Here is a 26,646-nt window from a genome sequence, read left to right on the forward strand (position 1 = left end):
CGGGTGACTGCTGCGACCACGTCCGTGCGGGAGACCGCCGTACGGACCCTGCGCTCGGCCGGCGCGGCGACCGGGCAGCTCGTCGGCGGGCTCGGTACGGCCGTCCCGGGGCTGGGCGTGCTGGTGCTGCTGGCCGTGGCCGCGGTGACCGCGCCGCTCGGCGTGGGGCTGCTGCTCGCCCCCGTCGCGCTGCACGCCCTGCACGCGCTGGCCCACCGGGAACGCGCACGCCTGTCCCGCCGGGGCCCCGAGATCATCCCGCCCGATCCGCCGCCCACCCGGCTGCGGCTCGCGCTGGCCGACCCCACGACCCGGCGTGAACTGAGCTGGCTGGTCCGGCACGCCACCCTGGGGTTGCTCCTGGGCCTGCTCGGCCTGCTGCTGCCGCTCTTCGCCTTCCGCGACACCACGTTCCCCCTGTGGTGGCGGCTGGGGCCCGAGGAGTCGACGACCACCTCCGTGGGCGTCGGCACCGCGCACACCTGGCTGGACGCGATCGCGGCGGCCCTGCTGGGCGTGGGCTGGATCGCGATCGTCCTGGGGCTCGGGCCGGGCATGGCGCGGCTCCAGGCCGACCCCGCACGGCGGTTGCTCGCGGCGGGTCCGGACACGGACCTGTCGCTGCGGGTGGCGGAACTGACCGCGACGCGCGCGGCGGCCCTGGACGCGCACGCGACCGAGCTGCGCCGCATCGAGCGGTCCCTGCACGACGGTGCGCAGAACCGGCTGGTGTCGGTGACGGTGCTGCTGGGCGCGGCGCGGCGGATGGCGGCACGGGATCCCGCCGGTGCGGACGCGTTGCTGGAGCGGGCTCAGTCGGCGGCGGAGCAGGCGTTGGCGGAACTGCGGTCGGTGGCGCGGGGCATCCTGCCGCCGGTGCTGGCCGACCGCGGGCTCGCGGGGGCGCTGTCGGGGCTGGCGGCGGACTGCGGGGTGCCGTGCCGGGTCGAGGCGGACGTGCCGGAGCGGTGCGCGGCGTCGGTCGAGGCGACGGCGTACTTCGTGGTGGCCGAGGCGCTGACGAACATCGCGAAGCACAGCGGTGCCGAGCGGGCGTCGGTCACGGCCCGGGCCCGCGGGGGCCGGCTGCGCCTGGTGATCGAGGACGACGGCCGGGGCGGCGCCGACGAGGACGGCGGTTCCGGCCTGACCGGCATCCGCCGCCGCGTCGCGGCCCTCGACGGCACCCTCCACCTGACCAGCCCACCCGGCGGCCCGACCGCCCTCGAGGTGGACCTCCCGTGCGGAGGGCGGCCGACGGCCTGATGCAGCGGGGGCCTCGGAGCGGGCTGGGGCCTGCCCTGCCGTTCATGCAGCCCGGCTGCCCGCCACCGCGGCCATGAGGGGTTCGGCGGCGGCCTCGCCGGTGTCCGGCGGCACCACCAGCAGGTCCCAGCGTCCGTGGCCGGGGGCGAGCAGGACCACGGTGTCCGGGGCGTGCCCGGCGACGCTCTTGCGCAGCCGTACGACCTGGTTGCAGACGAACATCCGGCCCGGCGACGCGGCCCAGGCCCCTCCGTGCACCGTGACACCGGCGATGTGCCCCCAAGCGCGGGGCAGCGCGGCGAGCAGTTGGGGAAGCTCGGTCAGAAGATCGTAGGAACGCGGCCACCAGGCCCCGTCGAGGCGGCGCGGCAGGAGCCCCGGGGTCGCGAGGCGCAGCCGCGGGGCCGGGGCGGTGGAGCGGGCGGACCGGGCGGACGGGGCGGGGAGTTCGGGAGTGGTGATCACGGTCGTCGTTCCCTTCGGTGGCGGCGCGACGCGCGGGGCGCCACGCGGTGCGGTTACGGGTCGGCGCCCGGGCGCGGTGTGCGGGGTGACAGGCGTACGCGGGGCGCCCGGCCGGGGTGCGGGTACGTCGGGGCCGCGGCGGGCGGCCCGGTCAGGCCGGGCGGGTGCGGGAGCCGGAAGAACCGGAAGAACCGGAAGAGCCGGGAGAGCCGGAAGAAGGGGCGGGGGCGGTCATGATGCGGAACCTGTCCCGGGCGTCGAGGCGCTCGGTGTCGTGGTGCCCCGGGAACGAGGCCGGTCCGGTCACCGGCATGCGCCATGCCCTCGGTCTTCTGAGAGTACCCCGCCGACGGCGGGGACGGGCGGCCCGGACGGGGCCCGGAGTACCGTGGAGGGACCGGGGGCAAGCCGCGCACCGGCCCCGACACCGGTGCCGCTCCCGGCGCATGACGACACCGGGCCGGATCCGCCCGAGCCCGGGGCAGGACTCGCCTCATGACCGTGAACGTGCCGGTGCGGCCGACCACCTCAGAGCGTCACGTGCGACAGAGCGGAGCCGGAACCCACTGGCCCGGTCCGGGGCGGCCGAGGCCGGAGCGCGGCTCCTCGCCGCTGGCCGGGGAACGGGTGCGGCCCTTGACCCGCCGCCAGATCGAGGACCGGTTCGGGGACTTGGGCGACCTGTACGCGCAGACCTCCGGCGGCGGCCCCTGGGCGTGGAACGTGGCCCGCGGCGCCTTCCTGCGGCAACTGGCCGCCGACGTGAGGCGTCCGGGGTTCTCGCTGCTGATCGCGGAGACCACCACGCTGACCGGCTGCGCCTACGGCTATCCGGTGCCCGGCGCCGCCGCCGGGGGCGCGCGGGGTCTGGAGGCGTACCTGCCGGGCAGCGTGCGGTCCGTCGCCGCGGCCGGGGGGCTCTTCCTGGTCTCCGGGATCATCGTCCCGGCCCGCGTCCGCAAACAGAACCAGGACCGTGCCTGGAACCTCGCCCGGCGCCTGCAAAGGCGGCTGCTCACCGAGCACGACGCGGTCCTCGGCGTCACCCTGGTGGAGCGGGCCGACGGTGCGACCGTGCAGGCGCTGCGCTCCTGGGGCTGGCGCTACGCCGAGGGCGAGACCCTCCAGGCGTCCCTCCTCGGCCCGTACGGCGTCCTGGTCCTCGGGCCCTGAACCGGCCGCACCCCTTTCACGGTGCCGGCATCCGCAGGGCGAGGAGGGCGATGTCGTCGGTGCTGCCCGGCGGCATCCGGGCCAGCAGCCGGTCGCACAGGGTGTCCAGCGGCTCGTGGGCGTAGGCGAGGGCGTTGCGGCGCAGCCGCCCGAGGCCGGTGTCCAGGTCGCTGCCCGGCACCTCGACCAGGCCGTCCGTGTACAGCAGGAGCGTGGATCCCGGCGGCAGCGCCACCGTGGCGTCCGGCCGGTGACCGCCCGCTCCCAGGCGGGCGCCGAGGAGGAGGCCCTGCCCGGCCTCCAGGTACCGCGCGCCGGAGCCCGGGGTCAGCAGCAGCGGCGGCGGGTGCCCGGCGCTGGCCCACCGCAGGGTCCAGGGGCCGGTGTCCGGGCCCTCGACCCGGGCGAGGACGAGGGTGGCCATCGAGACGGTCGTGATGACCGGCATGGCGTCGTCGAGGCGGTCGACGACGGCGCCGGGCGGCTCCGCGCGGTCCCAGGCCAGTGAGCGCAGGACGCCGCGCAACTGGGCCATGCCCGCGGCGGCCGTCAGGTCGTGGCCGACCACGTCGCCGATGACCAGCGCGAGCGCGCCGTCCCTCAGTTCGAACGCGTCGTACCAGTCACCGCCGACCTGGGAACCGGCCGGGGCGGGCTGGTAGCGGGCGGCCAGGCGCATGCTGCCGGGCCGGGGCAGCGGGGTGAGCAGGTTGCGCTGCATGGCCTCGGCGACGGCGCGCTGGCGGCCGAACCGGCGCGCGTTGTCGATGAGCAGCCCGACCCGGCGGCCGATGTCGCCCACCACGTCCAGGTCACCGGAGTCGAAGGGGTGCGCCGGGTTGGTGCGCACCAGGGTCAGGGCACCGGTGACCTGCCGCTGCGCGCCCAGCGGCACGGTGAGGGCGGAGGTCGCGCCGACGGTCCGCAGGAAGTCGTGGTGGACGGCGGCCAGCGGGGAGTCGGTTTCCCCGGCCGTCTTCCCGGCGGTCTTCTCGGCGGTCTTCTCGGCGGTCTTCCCGGCGGTCTCCCCGGCGCTCTCCCCGGCCGTTTCCTCGGCGGTCTCCTCCCACCCCCGCAGCACCGGCTCGCCCCCGTTCAGGACTCGCGCCGGCTGCGACAGGGCCGCGGCTCCGGTCGTCGGCAGCGGGCCGCGCCAGCCCTCCCGCGTCGCGTCCCGGCCGGCCGGTCCGGTCACCGCCACCCGGTGGACCTCCTGCCCGGAGCCGGTCAGGAGGTCCACCGCCGCCCAGTCCGCCAGCCGGGGCACCAGGAGGCGGCCCAGCCGGGCCAGCGCCTCGTCGGTCTCCAGCGTCTGCCCCAGTACGTCCGTGATCTCCGCGACGAGCGTCAGCCGCTCGTTGAGGTCCTCCAGGGCGCTGGTGTAGGCGGCCCGCTCCCGGCGGGCGCCGCGGTCGGCGGCCGTGTCGGTGTCGGTGGCGCTGTCGGTGAACAGCAGGGCGACCCCCCTGGGCACCCCGCCGTCCGCCAGCGGGGAGGCGGACCAGGACACCGGGGTCAGGCCGCCGTCGCCGCGCAGATAGCAGTCGCCGTCGCCGCGCGCCTCGGTCCCCTGGTCCAGGGCCTGGAGCAGCAGGCACCGATCCCGGGGGATCCTGTCACCGTCCGGGCTGCGGTGGAGCAGGTCGTGGGCGTCCGCCCCGCACATCTTGGACGCGGGCCGGTCCAGCAGCCGCTCGGCGGCCCGGTTGACCGCGACGATCCGTCCGTCCGTGTCGATCACGAGCAGGGCGGTGCCCAGCTGCTCGGCGACCCGCCGCCAGAAGTCCCCTTCCGCGGCCCACCGCCGTCCCGCGTCCCGCGCACCGTTCGCCACGTCGCCCCTCCAGTCAAGGCACCAGTGCTCCGATCGTCCCGGGGCCCCGGGCCGGCCGCATCGCCGACACACGACGGCTGCCCCGGCACGGCCCCGGAAACCCCCGGATATGTGTTCGCCGCGGCAACTATCCGAGGGGCGCGACTAGAGTTCAGGTGCGGGGGAACCGGATTCCCTGCGGCGGTCCGTGTCCCCAGCGGTCCGCAGGAAGGTATGCATGCCCCCGGAGAGCAGGCTGAGCGCCGAAGGTCGGCCGCAGGCCGCCGACCGGCTCGACGACGACCAGTACCCGGCGTACACCATGGGCAGGGCCGCCGAGCTGATCGGTGCCACACCGGGATTCCTCCGTTCCCTCGGTGAGGCCGGACTGATCAGCCCGACGCGTTCGGAAGGCGGGCACCGCCGGTACTCGCGCCAGCAACTGCGCCGCGCCGCCCGCGCCCGCGAGCTGGTCGACCAGGGCACTCCCATCGAGGCCGCCTGCCGCATCGTCGTCCTCGAGGACGACCTGGACGCGGCGCTGCGCATGAACGAGGAACTCCGCCGCGAGGCCGGGCGGGTGCCCGGCGTGAACGGAGACCGGCGCGGCGAGTGAAAACCTGATCTCGGCGAAACAGATATTCGCCGAACGCCGGGAAAAATGTCCTACAGGGAAATCGACGCCCTTTTGTCGGCGATTTCGTTCCCTGGCCGTCGATTCATTTCATGCTAGGCTGGACATCAGTTGCAGTTGTGGTTGCCATTTGTGTTACCGGTTTTCCGGGCAGGTGATCATCGCAGCGATGGGAAGACCCGCACGGTGCGGGTCTCCAGCACTGCCTAGGAGTAAAAGACATGGCTTCCGGTACCGTGAAGTGGTTCAACGCCGAAAAGGGCTTCGGTTTCATCGCGCAGGACGGCGGCGGCGCCGACGTCTTCGCCCACTACTCGAACATCGCCACCCAGGGCTTCCGCGAGCTCCAGGAAGGCCAGCGGGTGAACTTCGACGTCACGCAGGGCCAGAAGGGCCCGCAGGCGGAGAACATCGTTCCCGCGTAACTCGCGCGAACGAACGTATTGAGGGCCCGCACCGCAAGGTGCGGGCCCTCTGCGTGTGTCGCCAGTCAGTCACCAGCCGGTCGCCAGCAGGTGGTTGAGGAGCAGGGCCAGTGCCGCCTGCGCCGTCAGCCACCCGCGCGGGCGGCCGAGGAACGCGCAGGCCGGCAGGAGCCACAGGGCGAAGGGCAGCCAGATGCGCTCCGTCTCCGCCTTGCTCATGCCGGACAGGTCGGCGGCCAGCAGGGCGAACAGCGCGGCGGCAACGAGGAACGCGAGCCGGATGCCCCCGGTGTCCTCGACACCCCCGCTGTCCCCGCTGTCCCCGCTGTCCCCGCTGTCCCCGCTGTCCCCGGTGGCCGCCGGGCCGCCGCGCCCCCGCGCCCACAGCCGCCCGATCGTCCGCCGCAGCCCCGCCGCCGTCGCCAGGCCCGTGATGAGCACCGTGCAGGCGAGGTTCGCCCACACCCAGTAGCCGTACGGGCGGACGCCGCCCGCGCCCTCGTAGTACCGGGTGACCAGCAGGTGGTAAGCCTCCCACCAGTCGAACCCGGCCACGGTGAACGCCACCGGCACGACCGCGAAACCGGCCAGCAGCGGCACGAGCAGCACGGGACGCTCCCGGACCCGGCGCCTGCCCAGCAGCAGCACCGCCGCGGCGATCACCGCGAAGAGCGTGAGCCCGTAGGAGAGATAGCAGGCCAGGCCGAACAGCAGGCCCGAACCGGCCGCCCACCACAGCGAGCGCCCGGTGACCGCCAGGGCCAGCAGCGCCACCGCCCACGCGGCGACCGCCGCGAAGTACGCGTCGGCCGACGTGCCCAGCCACACCGCCGCCGGGGCCAGGACCAGGAAGGGCGCCGCCCGCCGGGCGAGCCGCTCGCCGGCCAGTGCCCGCACCGCCACCAGGACCGCCACGCACGCCGTCGCGCCCACCGTGATGGTCCAGGCCCCGGCCCAGCCCCCGCCGCCGAGCCCGACGCGGTCGAGCAGCACGTAGGTGAGCGTGGCCGCCGGAGGGTGACCGGCGACGTGGGCGGGCCAGTTGTCGGGGGAGTGGAGCAGGATGTGCCCGGTGAAGTCGCGCAGGGTCGCCGGGATGTCGTGCCAGCGGCCGATGACCGAGAGGTACTCCTGACGGGTGGTGAGCCGCCCGGCGACGCCCCGGTGCCAGCCGTCGACGAGGGCCAGCGACCAGATCCAGGCCATCGCCGTACCCCAGGCCGCGCAGAGCAGCGCGCGCCACGGCAGGCGGGCGGCGACGGCCGGGCCGTACGCCACGGCCGCGACCGCCACCAGGACGGCGGCCGGGGTGCCGGGGCCCAGGTGCGGGTCCCAGCGGCCGAGGAGCGGTGGCCAGCCGACGATCAGGTCCTCGTAGTCGAACACCGTGCGGCCGACCAGGACGGCGGCCGCCACGAGGAGCACGGCGGCCGCGGCGGCGCACAGGTCACCGAGGGCGGGACCGGAGGAGCGGGCAGGGCGGGCGGCGCGGGCAGGGCGGACAGGTCGGTCGGGGCGGGGGCTGGTCACCCCGGCACCGTAGGCCGGGAGATCGCGCTCGGGGCGGTGCGCGCGGCCGACGTCAGCGTTTCGTCATGGGTCGCGACCGCTTTCCCGGGCCGGTCGCGGCCTACGGTCGGGACATGCGCGACCTCGCCCCACGGCTTCCGTCCTCGCCGGGTTTCTGGCGCAGCCCCCTGCGCGGCCCCTGGTTCACCTCGGTGCTCGGCCTCGTCCTGCTCGTCGGCATCACCGTGCTGTTCCTGACCGGTCTGCTGTCGTACGCCGCCTACAACCCGGACCTGTCCCCGGTCAACGACAAGACCCCGGACAAGGGGCTCCTCGGCTTCTACCTCTTCGCCTGGCCGACCGGCCCCTCCTGGCTGTACCGCCTCACCCAGGGCGTCCACGTCACCCTCGGCCTCACCCTGATCCCGGTGCTGCTGGCCAAGCTGTGGTCGGTGGTGCCGAAGCTGTTCGCGCTGCCACCGGCGCGTTCGCTCGCCCACGCGCTGGAGCGTGTCTCGCTGCTCCTGCTGGTCGGCGGCGCGCTGTTCGAGTTCGTCACCGGTGTGCTCAACATCCAGCTGGAGTACCTCTTCCCCGGCTCCTTCTACCCGCTGCACTTCTACGGCGCGTGGGTCTTCTTCGCCGCGTTCGTCGCGCACGCCGCGCTGAAGGTGCCGGCCGCGATGCGCAACGTACGGCGGATGCGCGCCGGGGCCGGGGAGGAGCGGGACGGCCTGGTCACGCCGCGGCCCGACGCTCCGACCGTGTCGCGGCGCGGGGCGCTGTGGACGGTGGGCGGGGGGTCGCTGCTGCTGTTCGCCACCGGTGCCGGGCGCTCCTTCGACGGACCACTGCGGGCGACGGCTCTGCTCGCGCCGCACGGCGGGGCCGAACCGGGGAGCGGTCCGAACGGCTTCCAGGTCAACAAGACGGCCGCGTACGCCGGCGTCGACGCGGCCGAGACGAGCGAGGAGGCGTGGCGGCTGGTCGTCGTGGGACGCACCACGACGGTCCGCCTCGCCCGCGCCGACCTGCTGCGACTGCCGCTGCACAGTGCCGCGTCGCCCATCGCCTGCGTCGAGGGCTGGTCGACCTCCGACCAGCATTGGCGGGGGGTGCGGCTGCGGGACCTCGCCGCGTTGGTGGGCTTCGACGGCGACCCGCCGGACGTGCTCGTCGAGTCCCTCCAGCGGCGCGGCGCCTTCCGGCGCGGGGCCCTGCGCGCCAATCAGGTGGCCGACCCGCGCTCCCTGCTCGCCCTGTCCGTCAACGGTGCGGCGCTGAGCCCGGATCACGGCTACCCGGCCCGGATCATCGTGCCCGCCGCGCCGGGCGTGCTGAACACCAAGTGGGTGGCCCGGATGACGTTCGGAGACCTGGGATGAACCTCGTGCACAGGCTGCGGCGGTCAATGCGGTCAATGCGGCCAGCGCGGCCCGTGATCGGCAGTCCCTTCCAACTGCTCCTGCTCGCGTGCTCGTTCGCGCTCGCGGGCTATGCGGGGGTGCGGCTGCTCGCCGGTGACTGGCTGGGGGTGGCGCTGTGGTTCGTGGGGGCGGCGCTGCTGCACGACCTGGTGCTGCTGCCGCTGTACGCGGTGGCCGACCGGGCGCTCGTACGCGGACTCGGGGCGGTGCGCCACCGTGCGTGGGCGCCGTACGTGCGGATCCCGGCCGCCTTCTCGGGGCTGCTCCTGCTGGTCTGGTTCCCGCTGATCAGCGGCCGGGTGGACGCGCGTTACCGGTCGGTGGCCGCGCTGTCGGCGGACGGGTTCCTCGCCCGCTGGCTGCTGATCACGGCCGCGCTGTTCGGCGGCTCGGCGCTGCTGCTCGCGCTGCGGCAGCTGCGGCCGCCGCCGCTGCGCAGGGCGACGAAGCGGCGCTCCCCCGACGTCCACTGACGGGCGGTCCGCCAGCCGGCGGCACCCGCGTGGCGGAGCAGGGCGCGGGTGCCGATCCGCGCCCACGGGAAGGGGCTGCCGGACGCGTGGGCGTCGGTGACGTCGACGACCTGTACGTGGGCGCGCTCGTCGACGTCGACCGGGGCCGTCTCGGCGATCAGCAGACCGCCGGGTGCGAGCAGGGCGGCGACGCGGGCGAGCAGGGCACGGGGGTCGCCGCCGATGCCGACGTTGCCGTCCATGAGGAGCACGGTGTCCCAGCGTCCCTCGCCGGGCAGCGGCTCGAAGACCGAGCGCCGCAGCGACTGCCCGCCGAGCCGTACGGTGCGGGTCACGGCGGCCTCGCTGACGTCGATGCCGAGGACGGCCCGGCCCCGGGCGGCGAGTTCGACCACCAGCCGGCCCGGTCCGCAGCCCACGTCGAGCACGGCGCCCTCGCACCGGTCGAGGACCTCCCGGTCGACCGCGTCGGCCCGCGCGCACCAGCGCTCCACGTCCAGCGGCAGCAGCCATCCGTCGGTACGGCGCAGGAACAGCGGCCCGTGCCCCGACCGCAGGGCGTCGGCGTAGGGGTCGGAGGCCTCCCAGGCCCGGGCGACGAGGGGAGGGGACGCCCGTACGGTGTCCGGGCGCGCGCTTCCCGGGCTGCGCGCGGCGCCGTTCACCGGTGCGCCCGGTGGTCCGCGACCGGGGCGCACGCGCCCAGCCGGGCGGCGAAGCGGCCGTGCGGGGCCAGGGCGGCGACGGCGTGGGCGTCCGCGGCCGTGTCGACGTCGCGCAGGCGCGGCAGATCGCGTACCCGAAGCCCCGCCAGCAGGAGCCGCTCGCGCTGCACGGCCCCCGTCACCGGCGTCGACATGGGCACGCCCCGCAGCAGGGCGGGTTCGGGGCGGGCCAGGCCCAGGGCCCAGAAGCCGCCGTCCTCGGCCGGACCGAAGTACGCGTCGCAGTCGGAGAAGTCCACGTCGAGCAGGCGCGGCGTCACCTGCGGGGTGTCCATGCCGATCAGCAGGGCCGGGCCCGCGCAGCCCGCGAAGGCGTCCGCGAGCCGTGCGTCGAGACCGCCCGCACACTGCGGGACGACCTCGAAGCCGGGCGGCAGCCAGGGGCCGGGGGCGCCGTCGAGGACCAGGACCCGGCGCCGCGCGGGCGTCGCGGCCACCGCCGTCAGGGTGTCGGCAAGGGCCGCCTCGGCCAGCGCGGCCGCCTCGGCGGGGGTGAAGGGCGGGGTGAGCCGGGTCTTGACCCGGCCGGGGCGCGGCTCCTTGGCGATGACGAGAAGGGTGGTCGTGGCGGTCACTTCGCGCTCCCTTCGCGGACCGGGTGAGTCGCCGGTGCCTCGGCCAGGACGCGGCGCATGTCCCGTACCGCGTGCCAGGTGCCGCGCCAGGTCCCGGTCACCTTCGAGGCGCCGGTGCGGGGCAGGTAGGGCACGTCGTGCTCGGTGACCCGCCAGCCCGCGTCGGCGGCCCGCACCACCATCTGGAGCGGGTAGCCGCTGCGCCGGTCGGTGAGGCCGAGGGCGAGCAGCCGTTCGCGGCGGGCGGCACGCAGCGGGCCGAGGTCGTGCAGCCGCAGGCCGGTGCGCCGGCGCAGCATCCGGGCGAGGGCGACGTTGCCCGCGCGGGCGTGCGCGGGCCACGCGCCCCTGGACCGCGGTCGTCTGCGGCCGAGCACCAGGTCGGCCGTGCCGGCCCGGATCTCCTGTACGAAGGGCGTCAGCAGGGCCGGGTCGAGGGAGGCGTCGCAGTCGCAGAAGCAGACGACGTCGGCGGTCGCGGCGCTCAGCCCGGCGTGGCAGGCGGCGCCGAAACCGCGGCGCGGCTCGGTCACGACCGTGGCGCCGAGCGAGCGGGCGAGGTCCGCCGAGCCGTCGGTGGAGCCGTTGTCGACGACGAGCGCACGCCAGCCGGCCGGGATGCGGGCCAGGACCCAGGGGAGGGCCCCGGCCTCGTTCAGGCAGGGCAGTACGACGTCGACGCCGACGTCCGGAGCGGGCGAGGTGGTCACGGCCTCACCCTACGAACCGGAACCGGGCGAATCGGACTCCCACTCCTTACGAAACACGGACGTCGCGGCCCCGTCGGCGCCCGGGAGGGACGCGGGCGCGGGCGCGGTGCGAGGCTGGGCGCATGCAGCAGCCCTTCGAGTCCGCTTCCGCGAACGCGTCCCCGGTCGGGCCACCGGAGGAGCCCGCGGCCGCCCCCGCCCGGATCCTCGTCGTCGACGACGACCCCACCGTCGCGGAGGTCGTGGCCGGATACCTGGACCGGGCCGGCCACCTCGTCGACCGGGCCGACGACGGTCCGGCCGCGCTCGCCCGGGCCGCCGCGCACCGGCCGGACCTGGTGGTGCTGGACCTGATGCTGCCCGGCATGGACGGCCTCGAGGTGTGCCGGCGGCTGCGCGGCGCCGGGCCCGTGCCGGTCATCATGCTGACCGCCCGGGGCGACGAGGACGACCGCGTCCTCGGCCTGGAGGTCGGCGCGGACGACTACGTGACCAAGCCGTTCAGCCCGCGGGAGCTGGTGCTGCGGGTGGAGTCGGTCCTGCGCCGCACCCGGCCCGCCGACCGGCCGGGCCCGCCGTCCGCGGCCGGGCTGACCATCGACCCCGCCGCCCGCCGGGCCACCAAGGACGGCGGCGAACTGGCCCTGACCCTGCGCGAGTTCGACCTCCTCGCCTTCTTCCTGCGGTACCCGGGGCGGGCGTTCGCCCGGGAGGAGCTGATGCGCGAGGTGTGGGGCTGGGACTTCGGCGACCTGTCCACCGTCACCGTCCATGTGCGGCGGCTGCGCGGCAAGGTCGAGGACGATCCGGCTCGGCCCCGGCTGATCCAGACCGTGTGGGGCGTGGGCTACCGCTTCGACCCGGCCGGCCGGGAGGCGGACTGACCGTGCACGCCACCCTCCTCATCGCCCTGTACGCCTTCGCCGGTGCCGCCGCCACCGGACTGGCCGGCGCGGCCGTGCTGCGGCTGATCCGGCGGCGTTCGCTGACCGCGTCGCTCGCGGTGGTCGCGGCGGTCGCCGTCCTCGCGATGCTCGCGGGCACGCTCGCGGTCGCCTGGGCGATGTTCCTGTCCCCGCACGACCTGTCCGTCGTCACGACCGTCGTGGCGATGGCGGCCGTGGTCTCCCTGGCCACCGCGCTGCTGCTGGGCCGCTGGGTGGTCGCCCGGAGCCGTGAACTGACCGCCGCGGCACGGTCGTTCGGCGACGGCGGCGACTACGCGGCGCCGACCACCCCGGCGACCGCCGAACTGGCCGCGCTCAGCCGCGAGCTGGCCGCCACCAGCGCCCGGCTCGCCCAGTCCCGGGAGCGGGAGCGCGCCCTGGAGACCTCCCGGCGCGAACTGGTCGCCTGGATCTCGCACGACCTGCGCACCCCGCTGGCCGGCCTGCGCGCCATGTCCGAGGCGCTGGAGGACAAGGTCGCCGCCGACCCCGACCGCTACCTCCGCCAGATCCGCACCGAGGTGGAACGCCTCAACGACATGGTCGGCGACCTCTTCGAACTCTCCCGCATCCACGCCGGCACGCTCGCCCTCGCCCCGGCCCGGATCTCCCTCTACGACCTGGTCGGCGACGCCCTCGCGGGCGCGGACCCGCTCGCGCGCGAACAGGGCGTACGGCTGGTCGGCGACGCGGTGGCGGCCGTGCCGGTCGAGGTCGACGGCAAGGAGATGAGCCGGGTCCTCGGCAACCTCCTGGTCAACGCCATCCGCCGGACCCCCGCCGACGGCACGGTCGCGGTCGCCGCCGAGCGGTCGGGCCAGGGCGTGGTGGTCTCCGTGTCCGACGGCTGCGGCGGCATCCCCGAGGAGGACCTGCCGCGCGTGTTCGACACCGGGTGGCGCGGCACCCACGCCCGTACGCCCCCGGCCGGCGCGGGCCTCGGCCTCGCCATCGTCCGCGGCATCGTCGAGGCCCACCGCGGCCGCGCCACGGTCCACAACATCCCCGGCGGCTGCCGCTTCGAGGTCACCCTGCCCCTGGCGGACGCCTGACCCGCCGGCCTGCGTGCCCGGATCCCGTCGGCGTGGTCCGGGCGCCACGGCCCTGGTCGCACCGCCCTGCCTCGACGCCCGGCCTGTTCGCCACCGGTTCTGGGCTGCGTCGGTGTGTGGCTGGGCGGGACGACTGCGGTCGCAGCGCCCTGTCCCGGCGCCTGAACGGCCGCCACGGGTTTTGGGGGTGCGTCGGCGTGGTCCGGGCGGTACGGGTTCGGTCGCGCCGCCCTCCTCCGGAGCGTGTCCCTCCCGCACCACCGGTTCTGGGCTGCGTCGGTGTGTGGCTGGGCGGGACGACTGCGGTCGCAGCGCCCTGTCCCGGCGTCTGAACGGCCGCCACGGGTTTTGGGGGTGCGTCGGCGTGGTCCGGGCGATACGGGTTCGGTCGCGCCGCCCTCCTCCGGAGCGCGTCCCTCCCGCACCACCGGGTCTCGGGGCACGCTGGTGCGGGCCGTGCCGCAGCCACCGGCCGCCCCGCGCCGGGGGCGCGTAGCGGCCGGCGGGGGACGGGGCGCACGGCGGAGTCGGGATGTGGGTGGTCCGCCGGTCGGTGGGTGTCGGTGGTGGGGGACGGGTTCAGTCGCCCCGCAGGCCCGCTCGTGCGAACTCCCGCATGCCCTCGGCGAATCCCACGCGTGGCCGCCAGCCCAGGGCGTCCCGCAGGCGTGCCGAGTCGGCGGTGATGTGGCGTACGTCGCCGAGGCGGTACTCGCCGGTGACGACGGGCTCGGGCCCGCCGTAGGCGGCGGCCAGGGCGGTGGCCATCTCGCCCACCGTGTGCGGCTCGCCGCTGCCGGTGTTGTAAGCGGTGAGGGTGCCGTCCGGCGGCCGGGCCTCCAGGGCCGCGACGTTCGCCGCGGCCACGTCCCGCACGTGCACGAAGTCCCGGCGCTGACGGCCGTCCTCGAAGACGCGCGGGGCCTCGCCGCGGGCGAGCGCGGAGCGGAAGAAGGAGGCGACGCCGGCGTACGGGGTGTCGCGGGGCATCCGGGGGCCGTACACGTTGTGGTAGCGCAGCGACACCGCCGTCGCGCCACTCGCCCGGGCCCAGGCGGCGGCCAGGTGCTCCTGGGCGAGCTTGGTGGTGGCGTACACGTTGCGCGGGTCGGCCGGGGCGTCCTCGCCGACCAGCCCCGGGGACAGGTCCGCGCCGCACCGGGGGCACGTGGGCTCGAACCGGCCCGCGTCCAGGTCGGCGACGGCACGCGGCCCCGGCCGCACCACCCCGTGCCGGGGGCACACGTACCGCCCCTCCCCGTACACGACCATCGACCCGGCGAGCACGAGCCGCCGCACGCCCGCCCCGGCCATGGCGGCGAGCAGCACGGCGGTGCCCAGGTCGTTGCGCGAGACGTACTCCGCCGCGTCGGCGAACCCGTCGCCGAGCCCGACCATCGCCGCCTGGTGGCACACGGCGTCCACGCCGGCCAGCGCCCGGGCGACGGCCGCCGGGTCGCGCACGTCGGCGCCGGGGTCCTCGCGGACGTCGTAGCAGACGGGCTCGTGCCCGTGCTCCCGCAGGGCCTCCACGACATGGGACCCGATGAATCCGGCACCGCCGGTGACCAGTACGCGCATACGCCCACGCTAGGCCCGCGGGGGCGCCAGGCCGGGCGCGCCGACCGGCACGTCACGGGTCCGTAAGGAGCGGAGCCGACGTGACCGACAGTGACTTTGCCGGCTCTTTACAACCCGCCCCTCCCCCGCCTCGTCTCTCCGTCCGATCCGCAGCACACACGCGGTGCGCATCCGCACCGCCGACGAGAGAGAGCGACCCGATGCGCCGAACCATCCTCAGTGCCGTGGCCCTGGCCTGCACCGCCGTACTGGCGGGCACCGCGCCCGCGTTCGCCGACGACCCCTCCCCGGTCCCCTCCGCCCCCGCCGAGAGCGCCCCGAGCCCCGGCACCGGACCGGCCGAGGCCGCCACGCCGTCCCCCAGTGCCCCGGCGGGCGAGCCCACCCGGGCCCCGGCCCCCGCGCCGGCCGACGGCCAGGTCTCCGTCGTACCGGAGGGCGCGGCCGACACCGGTGTGGCGGCGCCCTCCGACACCACGGGAACCGACGAGGGGCTCATCGGCGCGGGCGCCGGCGGGGTGCTCCTGGCGGGCGGCGCGGTCCTGTTCGTCGTACGCCGTCGACGGGCGGCGACCGGGGCATGATCCCGCGCCCCGGGCACGCTCTCGCCACCGTCGCGCTGGCCGCGCTGCTCGTGGGCTGCGGCGGCGGCCAGGGGGACGACGACACCGCCCCCGCGCGCTCCGCGACCACGGCACCGCCCGCGAACGCCCCGGCGAAGTCGGCGCGGCCCCTGGCGCGTTCGGTCCCGGTGGGCCTGCGCATCCCCGCCATCGACGTCGACACCCCCGTGATGGGGCTGGGGTTGGCGTCGGACGGCACGGTGGAGGTCCCGCCCGTCACGGACGACGACCGCGCCGGCTGGTACCGCCACTCACCGACCCCGGGGCAGGTGGGACCGTCGGTGATCCTCGGCCACGTCACCGTGGGCACGTACGGGGACGGCGTCTTCCGCGACCTCGCGCGGCTGCACCGGGGTGACCGGATCGACACCCGCCTGGAGAACGGCACGGCAGCGGAGTTCACGGTCACCGCCGTACGGACGGTGGACAAGGCCGACTTCCCGACGGACGACGTCTACGGGGACGTGGCGGGGCCGGAGTTGCGGCTCATCACCTGCGGCGGTCCGAAGGCGGGCGAGGAGTACCGGGACAACGTGATCGTCTTCGCCGAGCTGAACACGACGCGCCCCGCGGCCTCCTGACCGACCGTGCGTATTGCCTACCCTCACGACCATGGAGAGCGTTGAAACGGTCCCGTGACAGGGCGGCGTCCGAGCTGTTCGCCGCCCTGTATCCGCGCCTCGCCGGCTGGTGCCGCCGGCTCGTCGACGACGACGAGACGGCCCACGAGATCGCCTCCGAGGCGTTCACCCGGCTCTGGGCCCGCTGGACGTCCGTGGAGGAGCCCCGCGGCTTCCTCTACGTCACGGCCGCCAACCTGGTCCGGGACCACTGGCGCAAACTGGAGCGCGAGCGCCGGGCGGTGCGCCGGGTCACCGCCGAGGTCGCCGTGCGCCCGCACCCGGAACAGGCCGACCCCTCGGTGCGGCTGCTCGTACAGTCCCTGCCGGAGCGGCTGCGCGTGCCGATCCTTCTCCACTACTACGCCGACATGCCGATCCGGGAGGTGTCCGTGCTGACCGGACGCAAGGAAGGAACCGTCAAGGCCGACCTGCACGCGGCCCGCGAACTGCTCCGCGTCCATCTGAGGAGAAGCCTTGACCACACGCCTTGAGGACGAGATGGACGAGCCGGGGTTCGAGCGGGACGACGACGATCCGCTGCTGGTCGTACTGCGTCCGGGCGCCGACTTCCTGGGCCCGCCCCCGGGCCGCTACGAGGCGATCCGCCGGGCGGCGTCCCGCCGGCGTCTCGTGCGCGCCGCCGCCGGTGCCGCCGCGACCGCTGCCGCCGCCGCCCTGATCGCGCTGCCGCTGAACTGGTCGGCCCCCGCGGCCCCCACCCGTCCGACCGCGCCGCTGGCCCCGGCCCCCGCCGACCCGACGCCGGAGCTCTCACCCAGTCCGGCCCCGCCCCAGGACTCCCCACGGGCCCCCGCCCCGAGCTCCGGCCCGCCGTCCCCGACCGCCGCCACGCCCTCGCCGTCCGAACCCGCCGGACCCTCCGAGCCCTCCACGGAGCCGAGGACCCCGCCCGTCGGCCGGGCGCCGTCGAACGCGCCCGGACGGCAGGCGTCGTCCGGCCCCGGCGCCGTACCGACGCCCTCTGAGGACGACGGCGCGGCTGCTACAACGGGGCGATGATCTATCACGTGGTGCCGCTCGCCGAGTGGAACGCCGACCCGGGCCGCCCGTACGCCCCCGCCTCGCTCACCGAGGACGGGTTCGTCCACTGCTCGCCCGACGAGGAGACGACCCTCGCCGTCGTCAACGCGTTCTACCGCGGCGTGCCCCGGCCGCTGGTGGCGCTGCTCCTCGACGAGGAACGGCTCACCGCGAGGTGTGTCCGGGAGGCGGCCGACCCCGCCCCGCCGCCCGGGGTGCCCGAAGGCACGCTGTTCCCCCACGTGCTCGGCCCTCTCGACCGCGCGGCCGTCCAGCGTGTGCTGGAGGTCCGCTGGGACGACGAGGGCCGGGCCGCGGGACTGTTCTGACCTCAGAACTCCTGGGGCGCGGTGCCGCCGAGCAGCGTGGACGTGGACTCGGCCGGCGCGCCGAGCAGCGTGGACTCGGCCGACGAGGCGCCGCCGAGCAGCGCGGACGCCGTCTCGACCGGCGTGGTCGCGGGCGCCGGGGCGGGCACGGCCCCGGGAGCGGGGTGGCACGTGAAGCCCAGACGGGCCATCGCCCGGGTCACCTCGCCGCTGGAGAAGTCGCGGCGGTCCTGCCGGGTGACGACCTCGCCCACCTGCTTGACGGGGTAGCGGCGGCGCCCGATCGTCACCGACTCACCGGTGACGGTTTCGGGCGTCACGCCCTTCATCGAATCCAGCACCCCGCCCTTGGTGAGGTCGAACGGGTACCGGGCGATGACACAGCGCATGATGCCTCCACAAGGGGGAGATGGGGCGGGTGGGTTCTACCGTTCGCCGGAGTCGGTCGGCTGGGACGGATAGGACGGGTAGGACGGGTAGGACGGGTGGGGCAGGTGGGGCAGGTGGTGGGCGGCTGCTCCTAGGCCGCCGAGCCGCCGGCGGACTGCCGGCGCGGCCTGCGGCGCGGGGCCTCGCCGGCGGGCCGTCCCTGGACGGCGCGGCCCTGACCGGTGCGGGGCTGTGCGGCGGTGCGGCTCTGGGCGGCGGCGCCCTGTCCGCCGCGCCCCTGGGCCGAGCGGCCGCGGCGGCCGCGGGACGAGGAGCCCGCCCCGGACGCGGCGCGCCGGGGGCGCTCCACGACCGGTACGGCGATGACGACGGGCACACCCGAGGGGGCCTGCGCACCGGTGATGCGGGACAGCTCGGCCTCGCCCGAGCGGACCGGCGTGACCTGCGGGTTGATACCGGCCAGGGACATCAGCCGGGTCATCTCACGCCGCTGATCCGGCGTCACCAGGGTGACGACGCTGCCGGACTCGCCGGCCCGGGCGGTGCGGCCACCGCGGTGCAGGTAGTCCTTGTGGTCGCCGGGCGGGTCCACGTTGACGACCAGGTCGAGGTTGTCGACGTGGATGCCGCGGGCCGCGACGTTGGTCGCCACCAGGGCCGTCACGTGCCCGTCCTTGAACTGGGCGAGGGTCCGGGTGCGCTGCGGCTGGGACTTGCCGCCGTGCAGGCCGGCGGCGCGCACCCCGCTCTTCAGCAGGTGCTTCACCAGCCGGTCCACCCGGTGCTTGGTGTCGAGGAACATGATCACCCGGCCCTCGCGGGCGGCGATCTCGACGGTCGTGCGCTGCTTGTCCTCCTCGTGCACGTGCAGCACGTGGTGTTCCATCGTGGTGACGGCACCGGCCGAGGGGTCGACGGAGTGGACCACCGGGTCCGTCAGGTAGCGGCGGACCAGCCGGTCGACGTTGCGGTCCAGGGTGGCGGAGAACAGCATCCGCTGGCCCTCGGGGCGCACTTGGTCGAGCAGCGCGGTGACCTGGGGCATGAAGCCCATGTCGGTCATCTGGTCGGCCTCGTCCAGGACGGTGATGGTGACGTCGCCGAGGTGGCAGTCGCCCCGGTCGATGAGGTCCTTGAGCCGTCCGGGCGTCGCGACGACCAGCTCCGCGCCGGAGCGCAGCGCGCCGGCCTGCCGGCCGATGGACATGCCGCCGACCACGGTGGCCGAGCGCAGGCCCACGGCGCGGGCGTACGGGGTGAGCGCGTCGGTGACCTGCTGGGCCAGCTCACGGGTGGGTACGAGGACCAGGGAGAGCGGGCGTCGCGGCTCGGCGCGCCTGCCGGCCGTGCGGGCCAGCAGGGCGAGGCCGAAGGCGAGGGTCTTGCCCGAACCGGTGCGGCCGCGGCCGAGCACGTCGCGGCCGGCCAGGGAGTTCGGCAGGGTCGCCGCCTGGATCGGGAACGGCACGGTCACGCCCTCGGTGCCGAGGGCGGCCAGCAGGCGGTCCGGCATGTCGAGTTCGGCGAACGTCTCGACGGCGGGCAGCGCCGGTGTGACCGTCTTCGGCAGCGCGAACTCGCCCTGGGGGGCGGCGGCCGGCCTGCGGCCGGAGCTCTGGGAGCGGCCGGTCGCCTTCGAGCGACGGGGGGCTTCGCCGGAGCGCCGGCGGTCGTTGGTGCGTGCGCGGTTCATGGGGAACCTTCCTTGATACGGCACGTAGCAAGGGAGACCCGCAGCGGAAGAGCGGCGCAGGGAATCGCAAGAACGAGCCGGCCCCGGTCGATTTCGGCGCGGTGGGCCGAGTGGACCGGGAGAATTGATGAAAGCGGGGAAACTGAATGAGCGGGGGGAAATCCGTGCCCCCGCGGGGCGTCGTGCGCCCGGAAACGCGGCGAGCTGGGGCCCGCACCCCAAGGTGCGGGCCCCAGCTGCGAAGTATGCGTGAGCGTCAGGCGGGAACGATGTTCTCGGCCGTCGGGCCCTTCTGGCCCTGCGCGATGTCGAACGTCACCTTCTGACCCTCGAGCAGCTCGCGGAAGCCCTGGGCGTTGATGTTCGAGTAGTGGGCGAAGACGTCGGGGCCGCCGCCGTCCTGCTCGATGAAGCCGAAGCCCTTTTCGGCGTTGAACCACTTCACGGTGCCGGAAGCCATGTTTTCTCCTTCGGTACGGTGCTCGGAGTTCACCCTGTGTGCACTCCGGTCGCCGTGATGATCACCCCGTCGGAAAAACCTTCAGGCAACCACAACTGCAACTTCCATCGACAGTAGCACGCCGTGATCGGCCGGGAGCCGGCGATAATCCTGCCCCGATCGGCCCGCCGGGGAATATTCCCCGGGCGTCCGGGCGGTTTCTCCCGCCATGGGGGCAGATATTGGCCCGCCGGGACGGCAGTCTTGCGCCCGCTGCTCCCGCCCGCAGGGCCGTGACCTCCTGTGATGTACCGCCGTGGGCTCGGCGGGAGCTCGTCCGGACGCCAAAGCGACAAAAGCGGCGAGAGCTGTGTACCGAGACAAAGGACACGCCGCTTCAGGCCCGGAGATAGGCCAGTACCGCCAGGACCCGGCGGTGGTCGTCGGGCGCCGCGGGCGGCAGGTCGAGCTTCTGCAGGATGCCCGCGATGTGCTTGGCGACGGCGGCCTCGGTGACGACGAGACGGCGGGCGACGGCCGCGTTGGACCGCCCCTCGGCCATCAGCGCGAGCACCTCGTGCTCACGCGGGGTGAGCCGCTCGAGCGGATCCCTGCGACGGGCGAGCAACTGGCGTACGACGTCGGGGTCGACGACCGTCGCACCGGCGGCGACACGGGTGACGGCATCGGCGAACTCCTCGACGTCACCGATGCGTTCCTTGAGCAGGTAGCCGGTGCCGGCCCGGCCGCGCCGGTCGTCGAGGAGTTCGTCGGCGAAGGTCTGCTCGACGTACTGACTGAGGACCAGGACCGCCAGCTCCGGCTGCTCGGCCTGGAGTCGGCGGGCCGTGCGCAGCCCTTCGTCACTCTGGCCGGGCGGCATCCGGACGTCGGTGATCACCAGGTCCGGCCGGTGTTCCCGGGCGGCGGCGAGCAGCGCGGGGCCGTCGCCCACGGCGGCCAGGACCCGGTGGCCGAAGCGCCCGAGCAGATGGACGAGGCCTTCGCGCAGGAGGACCGCGTCCTCCGCGATCACGATGCGGAGGGACGGCCGCACGGGAGCTCCGCTCTCAGCAGGGTGGGCCCGCCGGGCGGGCTGGACAGGAACATTCTGCCGTCGGCGGCGGCGATCCGGTCGGCGAGACCGGTGAGTCCCGTACCGCGGGCGGGGTCGGCGCAGCCGGAGCCGTCGTCCTCGATGTCGAGGCGGAGTACGCCGTCGTGGCAGCGGGCGGTGACGCGGCAGCGGCCGGCACCGCTGTGCCGGGCGATGTTGGTGAGCGCCTCGGCGGTCACGAAGTACGCCGTCTGCTCGACGGCGGCCGGCAGCCGGCCGGGGAGTTCGAGGTCGAGGTCGGCGGGGACCGGGCAGCGCCCCGCGATGTCCCGTACGGCGGCGGGCACGCCCCGCTCGGTGAGGATCTGCGGATGGATGCCGCGGATCAGCTCCCGCAGCTCGGTGAGTGCCTCCTTGGCCAGGGCGTGGGCCTCGCCGACCTCCTTCGCCGCGGCGCTGTCGGGCGGCAGGTCGAGGGAGGCGAGGCCCAGTTTCACGGTGAGGGCGACGAGGCGCTGCTGGGCGCCGTCGTGGAGGTCGCGTTCGATGCGGCGGCGCTCGGTCTCGAAGGCGTCGACGAGGCGGGCCCGGGAGCGGACCACCTCGCGCAGCTCACGGTCCTGGGGGAAGAGGACGGCGCGGGTCACGGCGGCCCGGACCCCGGCCCACACACCGATGGGATACGCGGCCACCGGCAGGAGCAGGGCGCCCGCGACCGGCCCGGCGACGCCCTGCCAGGCGGAGGCGGTGGGCTGGAGGGGGGTGAGGAGGAGGAAACCCGGGATGCCGAGCGACACCAGCGCCACGGCCAGGTCCGCCCAGCCCACGGCCAGGACGGACACGGCACCGTATCCGGCGGCCAGTGGCCCGCCTCGCGGCCCGGGCCGGGCACCGGCGTCGCCGCGGTCCACGAGAGTGAGGCGGCGCCGTTCCAGGGGCCCCGCGAGGGCGGCGGCGAAGACGAGGACGGCGGCCGCGCAGAGCACCTCGGCGAGCGTGCCGAAGGAGGCGGTCAGCAGCCCCGCGACACCGAGGTAGGTGAGGGTCGCGAACACCCCGCCGGACAGCAGGTGCCCCAGCGCCCGCCACGGCCAGGCGGTACGCAGAAAGCCCAGCGGGCTGCGGGTGAGGGCCTCCAGGACGGTTCGCGGGGTCACCCGGTCGACCGTAGCCGCGCGGGTCCGCCGGGTCGGTAGTGCCAGGTGGAGTGTGTCCTCTCGCCCAGGCACCAATGCGTCCGCCGGTACTCCTGCCGTTGCCTTGCACCATGACCACCACACAGACCACCGCCGCGGCCGTGCGGCCCGTCGAGCTGCGCGCGGTGACCAGACGCCACGGCACGGGGGAGCAGGCCGTCACCGCCCTCGACGGCGTGTCCACGTCCTTCGCCGCGGGCACGATGACGGCCGTCATGGGCCCCTCCGGCTCCGGCAAGTCCACCCTGCTGCACTGCGCGGCGGGCATCGACCGGCCGACCGCCGGGGAGGTGCTGATCGGCGGTACGGAACTGGGCGCGCTGGACGAGAACGCGCTGACGCTGCTGCGCCGGGAACGGGTGGGCTTCGTCTTCCAGGAGTTCAACCTGGTGTCCGCCCTGTCCGCCGCGCAGAACGTCGAACTGCCCCTGCGTCTGGCCGGCCGCCGTCCCGCTCCCGACGAGGTCGCGGCGGCGCTCACCGCCGTCGGGCTCGCGGACCGCGGCGCGCACCGGCCGAGCGAACTCTCCGGCGGCCAGCGGCAGCGCGTCGCGATCGCACGGGCGATGATCACCCGTCCCGCGGTCCTCTTCGCCGACGAGCCGACCGGCGCGCTGGACACCCGGGCCTCGCGCGCGGTGCTCGGGCTGCTGCGGGACCTGGTGGACGGCCGCGGCCAGACGGTCGTGATGGTGACGCACGACCCGGCCGCCGCCGCGCACGCGGACCGCGTGGTGCTGCTCGCGGACGGACGGCTCGTGGACGAACTGCCGGGCGCCGAGGGCGCCGAGGCGATCGCGGCGCGGACGGCCGCGCTGGAGGTGCGGCCGTGATCGGCCCGGCGACCGTGCGGGAGCGGTGGCCCTCCTTCCTGGGCTCCTTCGTGGCCGTGGCGCTGGGCGTCGCGGTGGTGGCCATGAGCGCGCTGGTCCTGCTGTCGGACGGCGCGCGGGTGCCGGACCGGCTGGCGGGCGCGCCGGTACTGGTGCAGAGCCCGGCGGGGACGCGGACCGACGGGGTGTTCGTGGAGAACCCGCCGTGGACACCGGAGCGTGCCGAGGGGCTGCGCCGCGAACTGGCCGGACTCCCCTCGGTCGCCGCCGCGGTGGCGGACCGCTCCTTCTACGCACAGGCGACGGGCACCGAGCAGCGCGAGGGGGAGCGGCAGGGCCACCCCTGGTCCGCGGCCGCGCTCGCCTCGTACGGCCTGAGCGCGGGCCGGGCACCGGCCGCCGCGGGCGAGATCGTGCTGGACGCGTCCCTCGGCCACGAGCCCGGCGAGAGGGTCACGGTGCTCACCGCGCGCGGACCGCGGGACTTCTCGGTGTCCGGGACGACGGACGGCCCCGGCTACTACGTCACCGACCGCCGGGCCGCCGAACTGGCCGGCGGGGTACGGACCATCGGGCTGCTCCTGGACCCCGGGGCCGACCCCGCCGGCGTCGAGGCCGCCGCGCGGCGCGTCGTCGGCGGCGACGGCACGGTCCTGGCCGGCGGGGCCCGGGACGCGCTGGCGCCCAAGCGGGACGAGACGACCCGCTGGATCGGCGGCCAGGTACTCACCGCGATGGCGCTGCTCTCCGCCTTCGTCACGGTGTTCGTCGTCTCCTCGACGTTCGCGTTCACGGTCGCGCAGCGCCGCCGCGAGTTCGGCCTGCTGCGCACCATCGGCGCCACGCCGCGGCAGGTGAAGCGGACGGTGTACGGCGAGGCGCTGACGGTGGGGGCCGTCGGCGCGGCGGTGGGAGCGCTGCTGGGGGTGGCGCTCGCCCCCGCCATGACCGGTCTGCTGATCGACGCGGGCTTCCAGCCGGCGGGCTTCGCCGTACGCCTGCGGTGGTGGGTGCCGGCCGCGGCCTTCGCGCTGGGCCCGGTGGTGGCGCTCCTCGGCGCCGGGGCGGCGTCGCGCCGGGCGTCCCGCGTCGGGCCGCTGGAGGCCATGCGGGACGCCGCGGTGGACAGCCGCCCGATGACGCGCCGCCGGTGGGGCACCGGCCTGGCGGCGACGGGCGTGGGCGCGGCCTGCTCGGTGGGCACGGCCTTCTCGGGCCCCGACGGCATGGTGCTGCTGGGCCTCGGCGCGGCGATGGGCCTGACGACCGGCCTGACCCTCCTCGTGCCGGCGCTGGTCGGGCCCGTGATCGGGCTGCTGACCCGCCCGCTGGCCCGTCGTCCCGGGGCGACGGCCGTACTCGTACGCGAGAACATGATCACCGCGGTGCGCCGCACCGCCGCCACCGTCGCCCCCGTGCTGGCGACCGTCGCCTTCGCCGTACTGATCACCAGCACCGTGCAGACCACCCAGAGCGCCGACACCGCCCGGCGGGCCGCGGCCGTACGGGCCGAGGCGGCCGTCGTACCGAGGGGAACCCCGGGTCTGTCGGACGCCGTTGCCGCCCGGGTCGAGGGCACGGCGCCGCTGTCCACGACCGTCTACGGCGGTGCCGGACGGGCGGCCCTGACGGCGGCCGGGGTGAGCGCGGACTTCGGCCGGGCGTACGCCGTGCCGGTGCCGAGCGGTGGCACGAGGGGCGACACGGTCGTCGTCACGGACGCGGTGGCCGCCGCGCACGGCTGGCGCGAGGGCGGCAGCGCCGAGGTGACCTTCGACGACGGCCGCACCCGGCGGCTGCGCGTGGCCGCCGTGATCGAGGACCAGGCGCTGCCGTACCAGGTCCTCCTCCCCCGCGACCTCGTGCGCGCCCACGATCCGTCCGCGCTGGCGGACGTCGTCTACCGGACCGGCCCCGCCCCGGCGCGGCTGCCGGACGGACTGGGTGCCGAGGAGGTCACGGTGGCGCGGTACGCGGCCGCGGACGACGCGGAGGACGACCGACTGGTCCGGCTCTTCACCCTGATCCTCGTCGCGGTGTCGGCGGGCTACACCGCGATCGCCGTCGCCGCCACCCTGCTGGCGGCGACCGCGGGCCGGGTACGGGACCTCCGGGTCCTGCGCCTGTCCGGTGCGACCCCGCGCCAGATCCTGCTCGCCCTCGCGGCCGAGACGTGCTGCGTGGTCGCCCTGGGCGCCGTGCTCGGCCTGGCGGTGGCCGCGCCGGCCCTGTTCGGCACGGTCCACGGCATGCGCCGGTCGCTGGGTCTGCCGGTGGAGTTGCGGGTCGCCTGGCCCTGGCTCGCGGGCACGGTGGTGGCCTGTCTGTTCCTGGCCGCGGCGGCCACGGTCCTGCCGGCCCGGTCCGCGCTGCGGCGTATGCGCCGGGCCTGACGGGCTCGCCGGGCTCGCCCGGGGCGCCCGGCCGCCGGGTCAGCCGAGGTCGGTGAGGTCCTCAGCGGTGAGGACGATCGACCCGGCGGCCGTGTTCTCCTCCATGCGCCGGGCCTGACGGGCTCGCCGGGCCCGACCGGAGCGCCCGGCCTGACTGGCCGGCACGGTGGTGGCCTGTCTGTTTCTGGCCGCGGCGGCCACGGTCCTGCCGGCCCGGTCCGCGCTGCGGCGTATGCGCCGGGCCTGACGGGCTCGCCGGGCTCGCCCGGGGCGCCCGGCCGCCGGGTCAGCCGAGGTCGGTGAGGTCCTCAGCGGTGAGGACGATCGACCCGGCGGCCGTGTTCTCCTCCAGGTGGGCGGGCGAGCCGGTGCCGGGGATGGCGAGGGTGACGGGGGAGGAGGCGAGCAGCCAGGCCAGGGCGATCTGCGGGACCGTGGCGCCGTGCCGGTCCGCGACCTTGGCGATACGGTCCCCGCTGAGGTCGCTCAGGCCGCCGCCCAGCGGGAAGAACGGCACGTAGGCGATGCCGGCCTCCTCGCACAGCTCCAGCACCTCCGTGTCGTCGCGGTTGTCGGTGTGGAAGTGGTTCTGGACGGCGGCGACGGGCGCGATCGCGCGCGCCTCGGCGAGGTGCCCGGCGTCCACGTGACTCAGGCCCAGGTGGCGGATCAGGCCCTCCTCGCGCAGCGCGGCCAGCGCCTCGAAGCGGGCGGCGACGGACTCGCCGTGCGGCGGCGGCTCCATTCCGCCGATGCGGAGGTAGACCAGGTCGAGGCGGTCGACGCCGAGGGTCTGGAGGTTCTCCTCGACCAGCGCCCGCAGCGCCGCCGGATCGGTGGTCGCCGCCAGGCCGCCGTCGGGGGTGCGCAGCGGGCCGACCTTGGTGGCGATCACCAGGTCGTCCGGGTAGGGGTGCAGGGCCTCGCGGATCAGGTCGTTGGCGCGGACGGAGCCGTCGTCGCTGGTGTAGAAGGCGGCGGTGTCGATGTGGTTGACGCCGAGTTCCACGGCACGGCGCAGTACGGCGCGGCCGGTCTCCGGGTCGCGGGCCGGGCCGAGGAAGCTGTTGGTGGGCAGGCGCATGGCTCCGAAGCCGAGCCGGCCGATGGTCAGGTCGCCGCCGAGGCGGAAGTCGTTGCTCATGCCGTCAGCCTGCGCGGGGGCGCCGCGGGCCGCGAGACCGTGGCAGCTTGCTGCCAGGAGCGAGGCCGGGGGGAATGTCGCGGCGGCGGGGACCAACAGGGCGGCAGGCG

The 26,646-nt window shown here is 75.7% G+C and carries 28 protein-coding genes; 14 read left to right on the forward strand and 14 right to left on the reverse strand.

The window, feature by feature from the left end:
* Positions 1 to 3 precede the first annotated feature (3 nt).
* Positions 4 to 1,266 (forward strand): sensor histidine kinase, encoded by a 1,263-nt coding sequence (locus ACGH7X_RS20130; RefSeq protein ID WP_399886782.1) that lies wholly within the window; start codon positions 4 to 6, stop codon positions 1,264 to 1,266.
* 42 nt (positions 1,267 to 1,308) lie between these two features.
* Here ACGH7X_RS20130 and ACGH7X_RS20135 read toward each other — a convergent pair whose 3' ends face one another.
* A complete protein-coding gene (locus ACGH7X_RS20135; RefSeq protein WP_399886783.1) occupies positions 1,309 to 1,731 on the reverse strand; it encodes a DUF5994 family protein in 423 nt (140 codons plus the stop codon).
* 636 nt (positions 1,732 to 2,367) lie between these two features.
* Between ACGH7X_RS20135 and ACGH7X_RS20140 the strand changes: the two genes are divergently transcribed.
* A complete protein-coding gene (locus ACGH7X_RS20140; protein WP_399886784.1) occupies positions 2,368 to 2,904 on the forward strand; it encodes a hypothetical protein in 537 nt (178 codons plus the stop codon).
* Positions 2,905 to 2,920: 16 nt separating this feature from the next.
* Here the strand turns inward: ACGH7X_RS20140 and ACGH7X_RS20145 are convergent, their stop codons facing one another.
* The gene (locus ACGH7X_RS20145) at positions 2,921 to 4,738 is read right to left on the reverse strand and encodes a SpoIIE family protein phosphatase (RefSeq protein WP_399886785.1); all 1,818 of its coding nucleotides are present in this window, start codon (positions 4,736 to 4,738) and stop codon (positions 2,921 to 2,923) included.
* Between the two features lie 217 nt (positions 4,739 to 4,955).
* On the opposite strand from ACGH7X_RS20145, the gene ACGH7X_RS20150 reads away from it, so the two are divergent.
* A complete protein-coding gene (locus ACGH7X_RS20150) occupies positions 4,956 to 5,333 on the forward strand; it encodes a MerR family transcriptional regulator (protein WP_399886786.1) in 378 nt (125 codons plus the stop codon).
* Between the two features lie 239 nt (positions 5,334 to 5,572).
* Positions 5,573 to 5,776: a cold-shock protein gene (locus tag ACGH7X_RS20155; RefSeq protein WP_003975194.1), complete on the forward strand. Its 204-nt coding sequence runs from the start codon at positions 5,573 to 5,575 to the stop codon at positions 5,774 to 5,776.
* Between the two features lie 69 nt (positions 5,777 to 5,845).
* On the opposite strand, the gene ACGH7X_RS20160 is transcribed toward ACGH7X_RS20155, so the two are convergent.
* Complete coding sequence (locus tag ACGH7X_RS20160; RefSeq protein WP_399886787.1) at positions 5,846 to 7,306, reverse strand: hypothetical protein; 1,461 nt, start codon at positions 7,304 to 7,306, stop codon at positions 5,846 to 5,848.
* 113 nt (positions 7,307 to 7,419) lie between these two features.
* On the opposite strand from ACGH7X_RS20160, the gene ACGH7X_RS20165 reads away from it, so the two are divergent.
* Positions 7,420 to 8,670, forward strand: a complete 1,251-nt coding sequence (locus ACGH7X_RS20165; RefSeq protein ID WP_399886788.1) for a molybdopterin-dependent oxidoreductase — start codon at positions 7,420 to 7,422, stop codon at positions 8,668 to 8,670.
* A 352-nt stretch (positions 8,671 to 9,022) separates the two neighbouring features.
* Here ACGH7X_RS20165 and ACGH7X_RS20170 read toward each other — a convergent pair whose 3' ends face one another.
* The 3 genes from ACGH7X_RS20170 to ACGH7X_RS20180 are packed head-to-tail and all read right to left on the reverse strand — an operon-like array spanning position 9,023 to position 11,195.
* Positions 9,023 to 9,850 (reverse strand): class I SAM-dependent methyltransferase, encoded by an 828-nt coding sequence (locus ACGH7X_RS20170; protein WP_399886789.1) that lies wholly within the window; start codon positions 9,848 to 9,850, stop codon positions 9,023 to 9,025.
* Positions 9,847 to 10,485: a DUF2064 domain-containing protein gene (locus ACGH7X_RS20175; RefSeq protein ID WP_399886790.1), complete on the reverse strand. Its 639-nt coding sequence runs from the start codon at positions 10,483 to 10,485 to the stop codon at positions 9,847 to 9,849. Before ACGH7X_RS20175 ends, ACGH7X_RS20170 begins: the two co-directional genes overlap by 4 nt.
* The gene (locus ACGH7X_RS20180; RefSeq protein WP_399886791.1) at positions 10,482 to 11,195 is read right to left on the reverse strand and encodes a glycosyltransferase family 2 protein; all 714 of its coding nucleotides are present in this window, start codon (positions 11,193 to 11,195) and stop codon (positions 10,482 to 10,484) included. Before ACGH7X_RS20180 ends, ACGH7X_RS20175 begins: the two co-directional genes overlap by 4 nt.
* 122 nt (positions 11,196 to 11,317) lie before the next feature.
* Here ACGH7X_RS20180 and ACGH7X_RS20185 point away from each other — a divergent pair, with 122 nt between their 5' ends.
* Positions 11,318 to 12,079: a response regulator transcription factor gene (locus ACGH7X_RS20185; protein WP_399886792.1), complete on the forward strand. Its 762-nt coding sequence runs from the start codon at positions 11,318 to 11,320 to the stop codon at positions 12,077 to 12,079.
* 2 nt (positions 12,080 to 12,081) lie between these two features.
* Positions 12,082 to 13,194, forward strand: a complete 1,113-nt coding sequence (locus ACGH7X_RS20190) for a sensor histidine kinase (protein WP_399886793.1) — start codon at positions 12,082 to 12,084, stop codon at positions 13,192 to 13,194.
* 579 nt (positions 13,195 to 13,773) lie between these two features.
* Here the strand turns inward: ACGH7X_RS20190 and ACGH7X_RS20195 are convergent.
* Positions 13,774 to 14,775 (reverse strand): NAD-dependent epimerase/dehydratase family protein, encoded by a 1,002-nt coding sequence (locus tag ACGH7X_RS20195; protein ID WP_399886794.1) that lies wholly within the window; start codon positions 14,773 to 14,775, stop codon positions 13,774 to 13,776.
* Positions 14,776 to 14,975: 200 nt separating this feature from the next.
* On the opposite strand from ACGH7X_RS20195, the gene ACGH7X_RS20200 reads away from it, so the two are divergent.
* The 5 genes from ACGH7X_RS20200 to ACGH7X_RS20220 are packed head-to-tail and all read left to right on the forward strand — an operon-like array spanning position 14,976 to position 17,391.
* Positions 14,976 to 15,359: an LPXTG cell wall anchor domain-containing protein gene (locus ACGH7X_RS20200; RefSeq protein ID WP_399886796.1), complete on the forward strand. Its 384-nt coding sequence runs from the start codon at positions 14,976 to 14,978 to the stop codon at positions 15,357 to 15,359.
* Complete coding sequence (locus ACGH7X_RS20205; RefSeq protein WP_399886797.1) at positions 15,356 to 15,979, forward strand: class F sortase; 624 nt, start codon at positions 15,356 to 15,358, stop codon at positions 15,977 to 15,979. Before ACGH7X_RS20200 ends, ACGH7X_RS20205 begins: the two co-directional genes overlap by 4 nt.
* A gap of 41 nt (positions 15,980 to 16,020) precedes the next feature.
* The gene (locus ACGH7X_RS20210) at positions 16,021 to 16,512 is read left to right on the forward strand and encodes an RNA polymerase sigma factor (RefSeq protein WP_003975205.1); all 492 of its coding nucleotides are present in this window, start codon (positions 16,021 to 16,023) and stop codon (positions 16,510 to 16,512) included.
* Positions 16,496 to 17,041, forward strand: coding sequence for a hypothetical protein (locus tag ACGH7X_RS20215; protein ID WP_399886798.1), 546 nt, complete (start codon positions 16,496 to 16,498; stop codon positions 17,039 to 17,041). The genes ACGH7X_RS20210 and ACGH7X_RS20215 overlap by 17 nt, the downstream gene beginning before the upstream one ends.
* Positions 17,038 to 17,391 carry a DUF952 domain-containing protein gene (locus tag ACGH7X_RS20220; RefSeq protein WP_399886799.1) on the forward strand — a complete coding sequence of 118 codons (354 nt, stop codon included), beginning with the start codon at positions 17,038 to 17,040 and terminating at the stop codon, positions 17,389 to 17,391. Before ACGH7X_RS20215 ends, ACGH7X_RS20220 begins: the two co-directional genes overlap by 4 nt.
* Positions 17,392 to 17,393: 2 nt before the next feature.
* Here ACGH7X_RS20220 and ACGH7X_RS20225 read toward each other — a convergent pair whose 3' ends face one another.
* The 5 genes from ACGH7X_RS20225 to ACGH7X_RS20245 all read right to left on the reverse strand — a co-directional run bounded on the left by ACGH7X_RS20225 (position 17,394) and on the right by ACGH7X_RS20245 (position 22,127).
* Positions 17,394 to 17,780, reverse strand: a complete 387-nt coding sequence (locus ACGH7X_RS20225) for an SCO5918 family protein (protein ID WP_399886800.1) — start codon at positions 17,778 to 17,780, stop codon at positions 17,394 to 17,396.
* 131 nt (positions 17,781 to 17,911) lie between these two features.
* Positions 17,912 to 19,474, reverse strand: coding sequence for a DEAD/DEAH box helicase (locus ACGH7X_RS20230; protein WP_399886801.1), 1,563 nt, complete (start codon positions 19,472 to 19,474; stop codon positions 17,912 to 17,914).
* A gap of 256 nt (positions 19,475 to 19,730) precedes the next feature.
* Positions 19,731 to 19,934: a cold-shock protein gene (locus tag ACGH7X_RS20235; protein WP_055418803.1), complete on the reverse strand. Its 204-nt coding sequence runs from the start codon at positions 19,932 to 19,934 to the stop codon at positions 19,731 to 19,733.
* A 376-nt stretch (positions 19,935 to 20,310) separates the two neighbouring features.
* Positions 20,311 to 20,970, reverse strand: a complete 660-nt coding sequence (locus ACGH7X_RS20240) for a response regulator (RefSeq protein WP_399886802.1) — start codon at positions 20,968 to 20,970, stop codon at positions 20,311 to 20,313.
* The gene (locus tag ACGH7X_RS20245) at positions 20,946 to 22,127 is read right to left on the reverse strand and encodes a sensor histidine kinase (RefSeq protein WP_399886803.1); all 1,182 of its coding nucleotides are present in this window, start codon (positions 22,125 to 22,127) and stop codon (positions 20,946 to 20,948) included. Before ACGH7X_RS20245 ends, ACGH7X_RS20240 begins: the two co-directional genes overlap by 25 nt.
* A 110-nt stretch (positions 22,128 to 22,237) precedes the next feature.
* Between ACGH7X_RS20245 and ACGH7X_RS20250 the strand changes: the two genes are divergently transcribed.
* Together ACGH7X_RS20250 and ACGH7X_RS20255 are read left to right on the forward strand one after the other, a co-directional pair.
* The gene (locus ACGH7X_RS20250) at positions 22,238 to 22,999 is read left to right on the forward strand and encodes an ABC transporter ATP-binding protein (protein ID WP_399886804.1); all 762 of its coding nucleotides are present in this window, start codon (positions 22,238 to 22,240) and stop codon (positions 22,997 to 22,999) included.
* Positions 22,996 to 25,392 (forward strand): FtsX-like permease family protein, encoded by a 2,397-nt coding sequence (locus tag ACGH7X_RS20255; protein WP_399886805.1) that lies wholly within the window; start codon positions 22,996 to 22,998, stop codon positions 25,390 to 25,392. Before ACGH7X_RS20250 ends, ACGH7X_RS20255 begins: the two co-directional genes overlap by 4 nt.
* A gap of 39 nt (positions 25,393 to 25,431) precedes the next feature.
* On the opposite strand, the gene ACGH7X_RS20260 is transcribed toward ACGH7X_RS20255, so the two are convergent.
* Together ACGH7X_RS20260 and ACGH7X_RS20265 are read right to left on the reverse strand one after the other, a co-directional pair.
* Positions 25,432 to 25,557: a hypothetical protein gene (locus ACGH7X_RS20260; protein ID WP_399886806.1), complete on the reverse strand. Its 126-nt coding sequence runs from the start codon at positions 25,555 to 25,557 to the stop codon at positions 25,432 to 25,434.
* A gap of 121 nt (positions 25,558 to 25,678) precedes the next feature.
* The gene (locus ACGH7X_RS20265) at positions 25,679 to 26,536 is read right to left on the reverse strand and encodes an aldo/keto reductase (protein ID WP_399886807.1); all 858 of its coding nucleotides are present in this window, start codon (positions 26,534 to 26,536) and stop codon (positions 25,679 to 25,681) included.
* Between the last annotated feature and the right edge of the window lie 110 nt (positions 26,537 to 26,646).

Source organism: Streptomyces sp. BBFR51, from assembly GCF_044591655.1.
Lineage (GTDB): Bacteria > Actinomycetota > Actinomycetes > Streptomycetales > Streptomycetaceae > Streptomyces.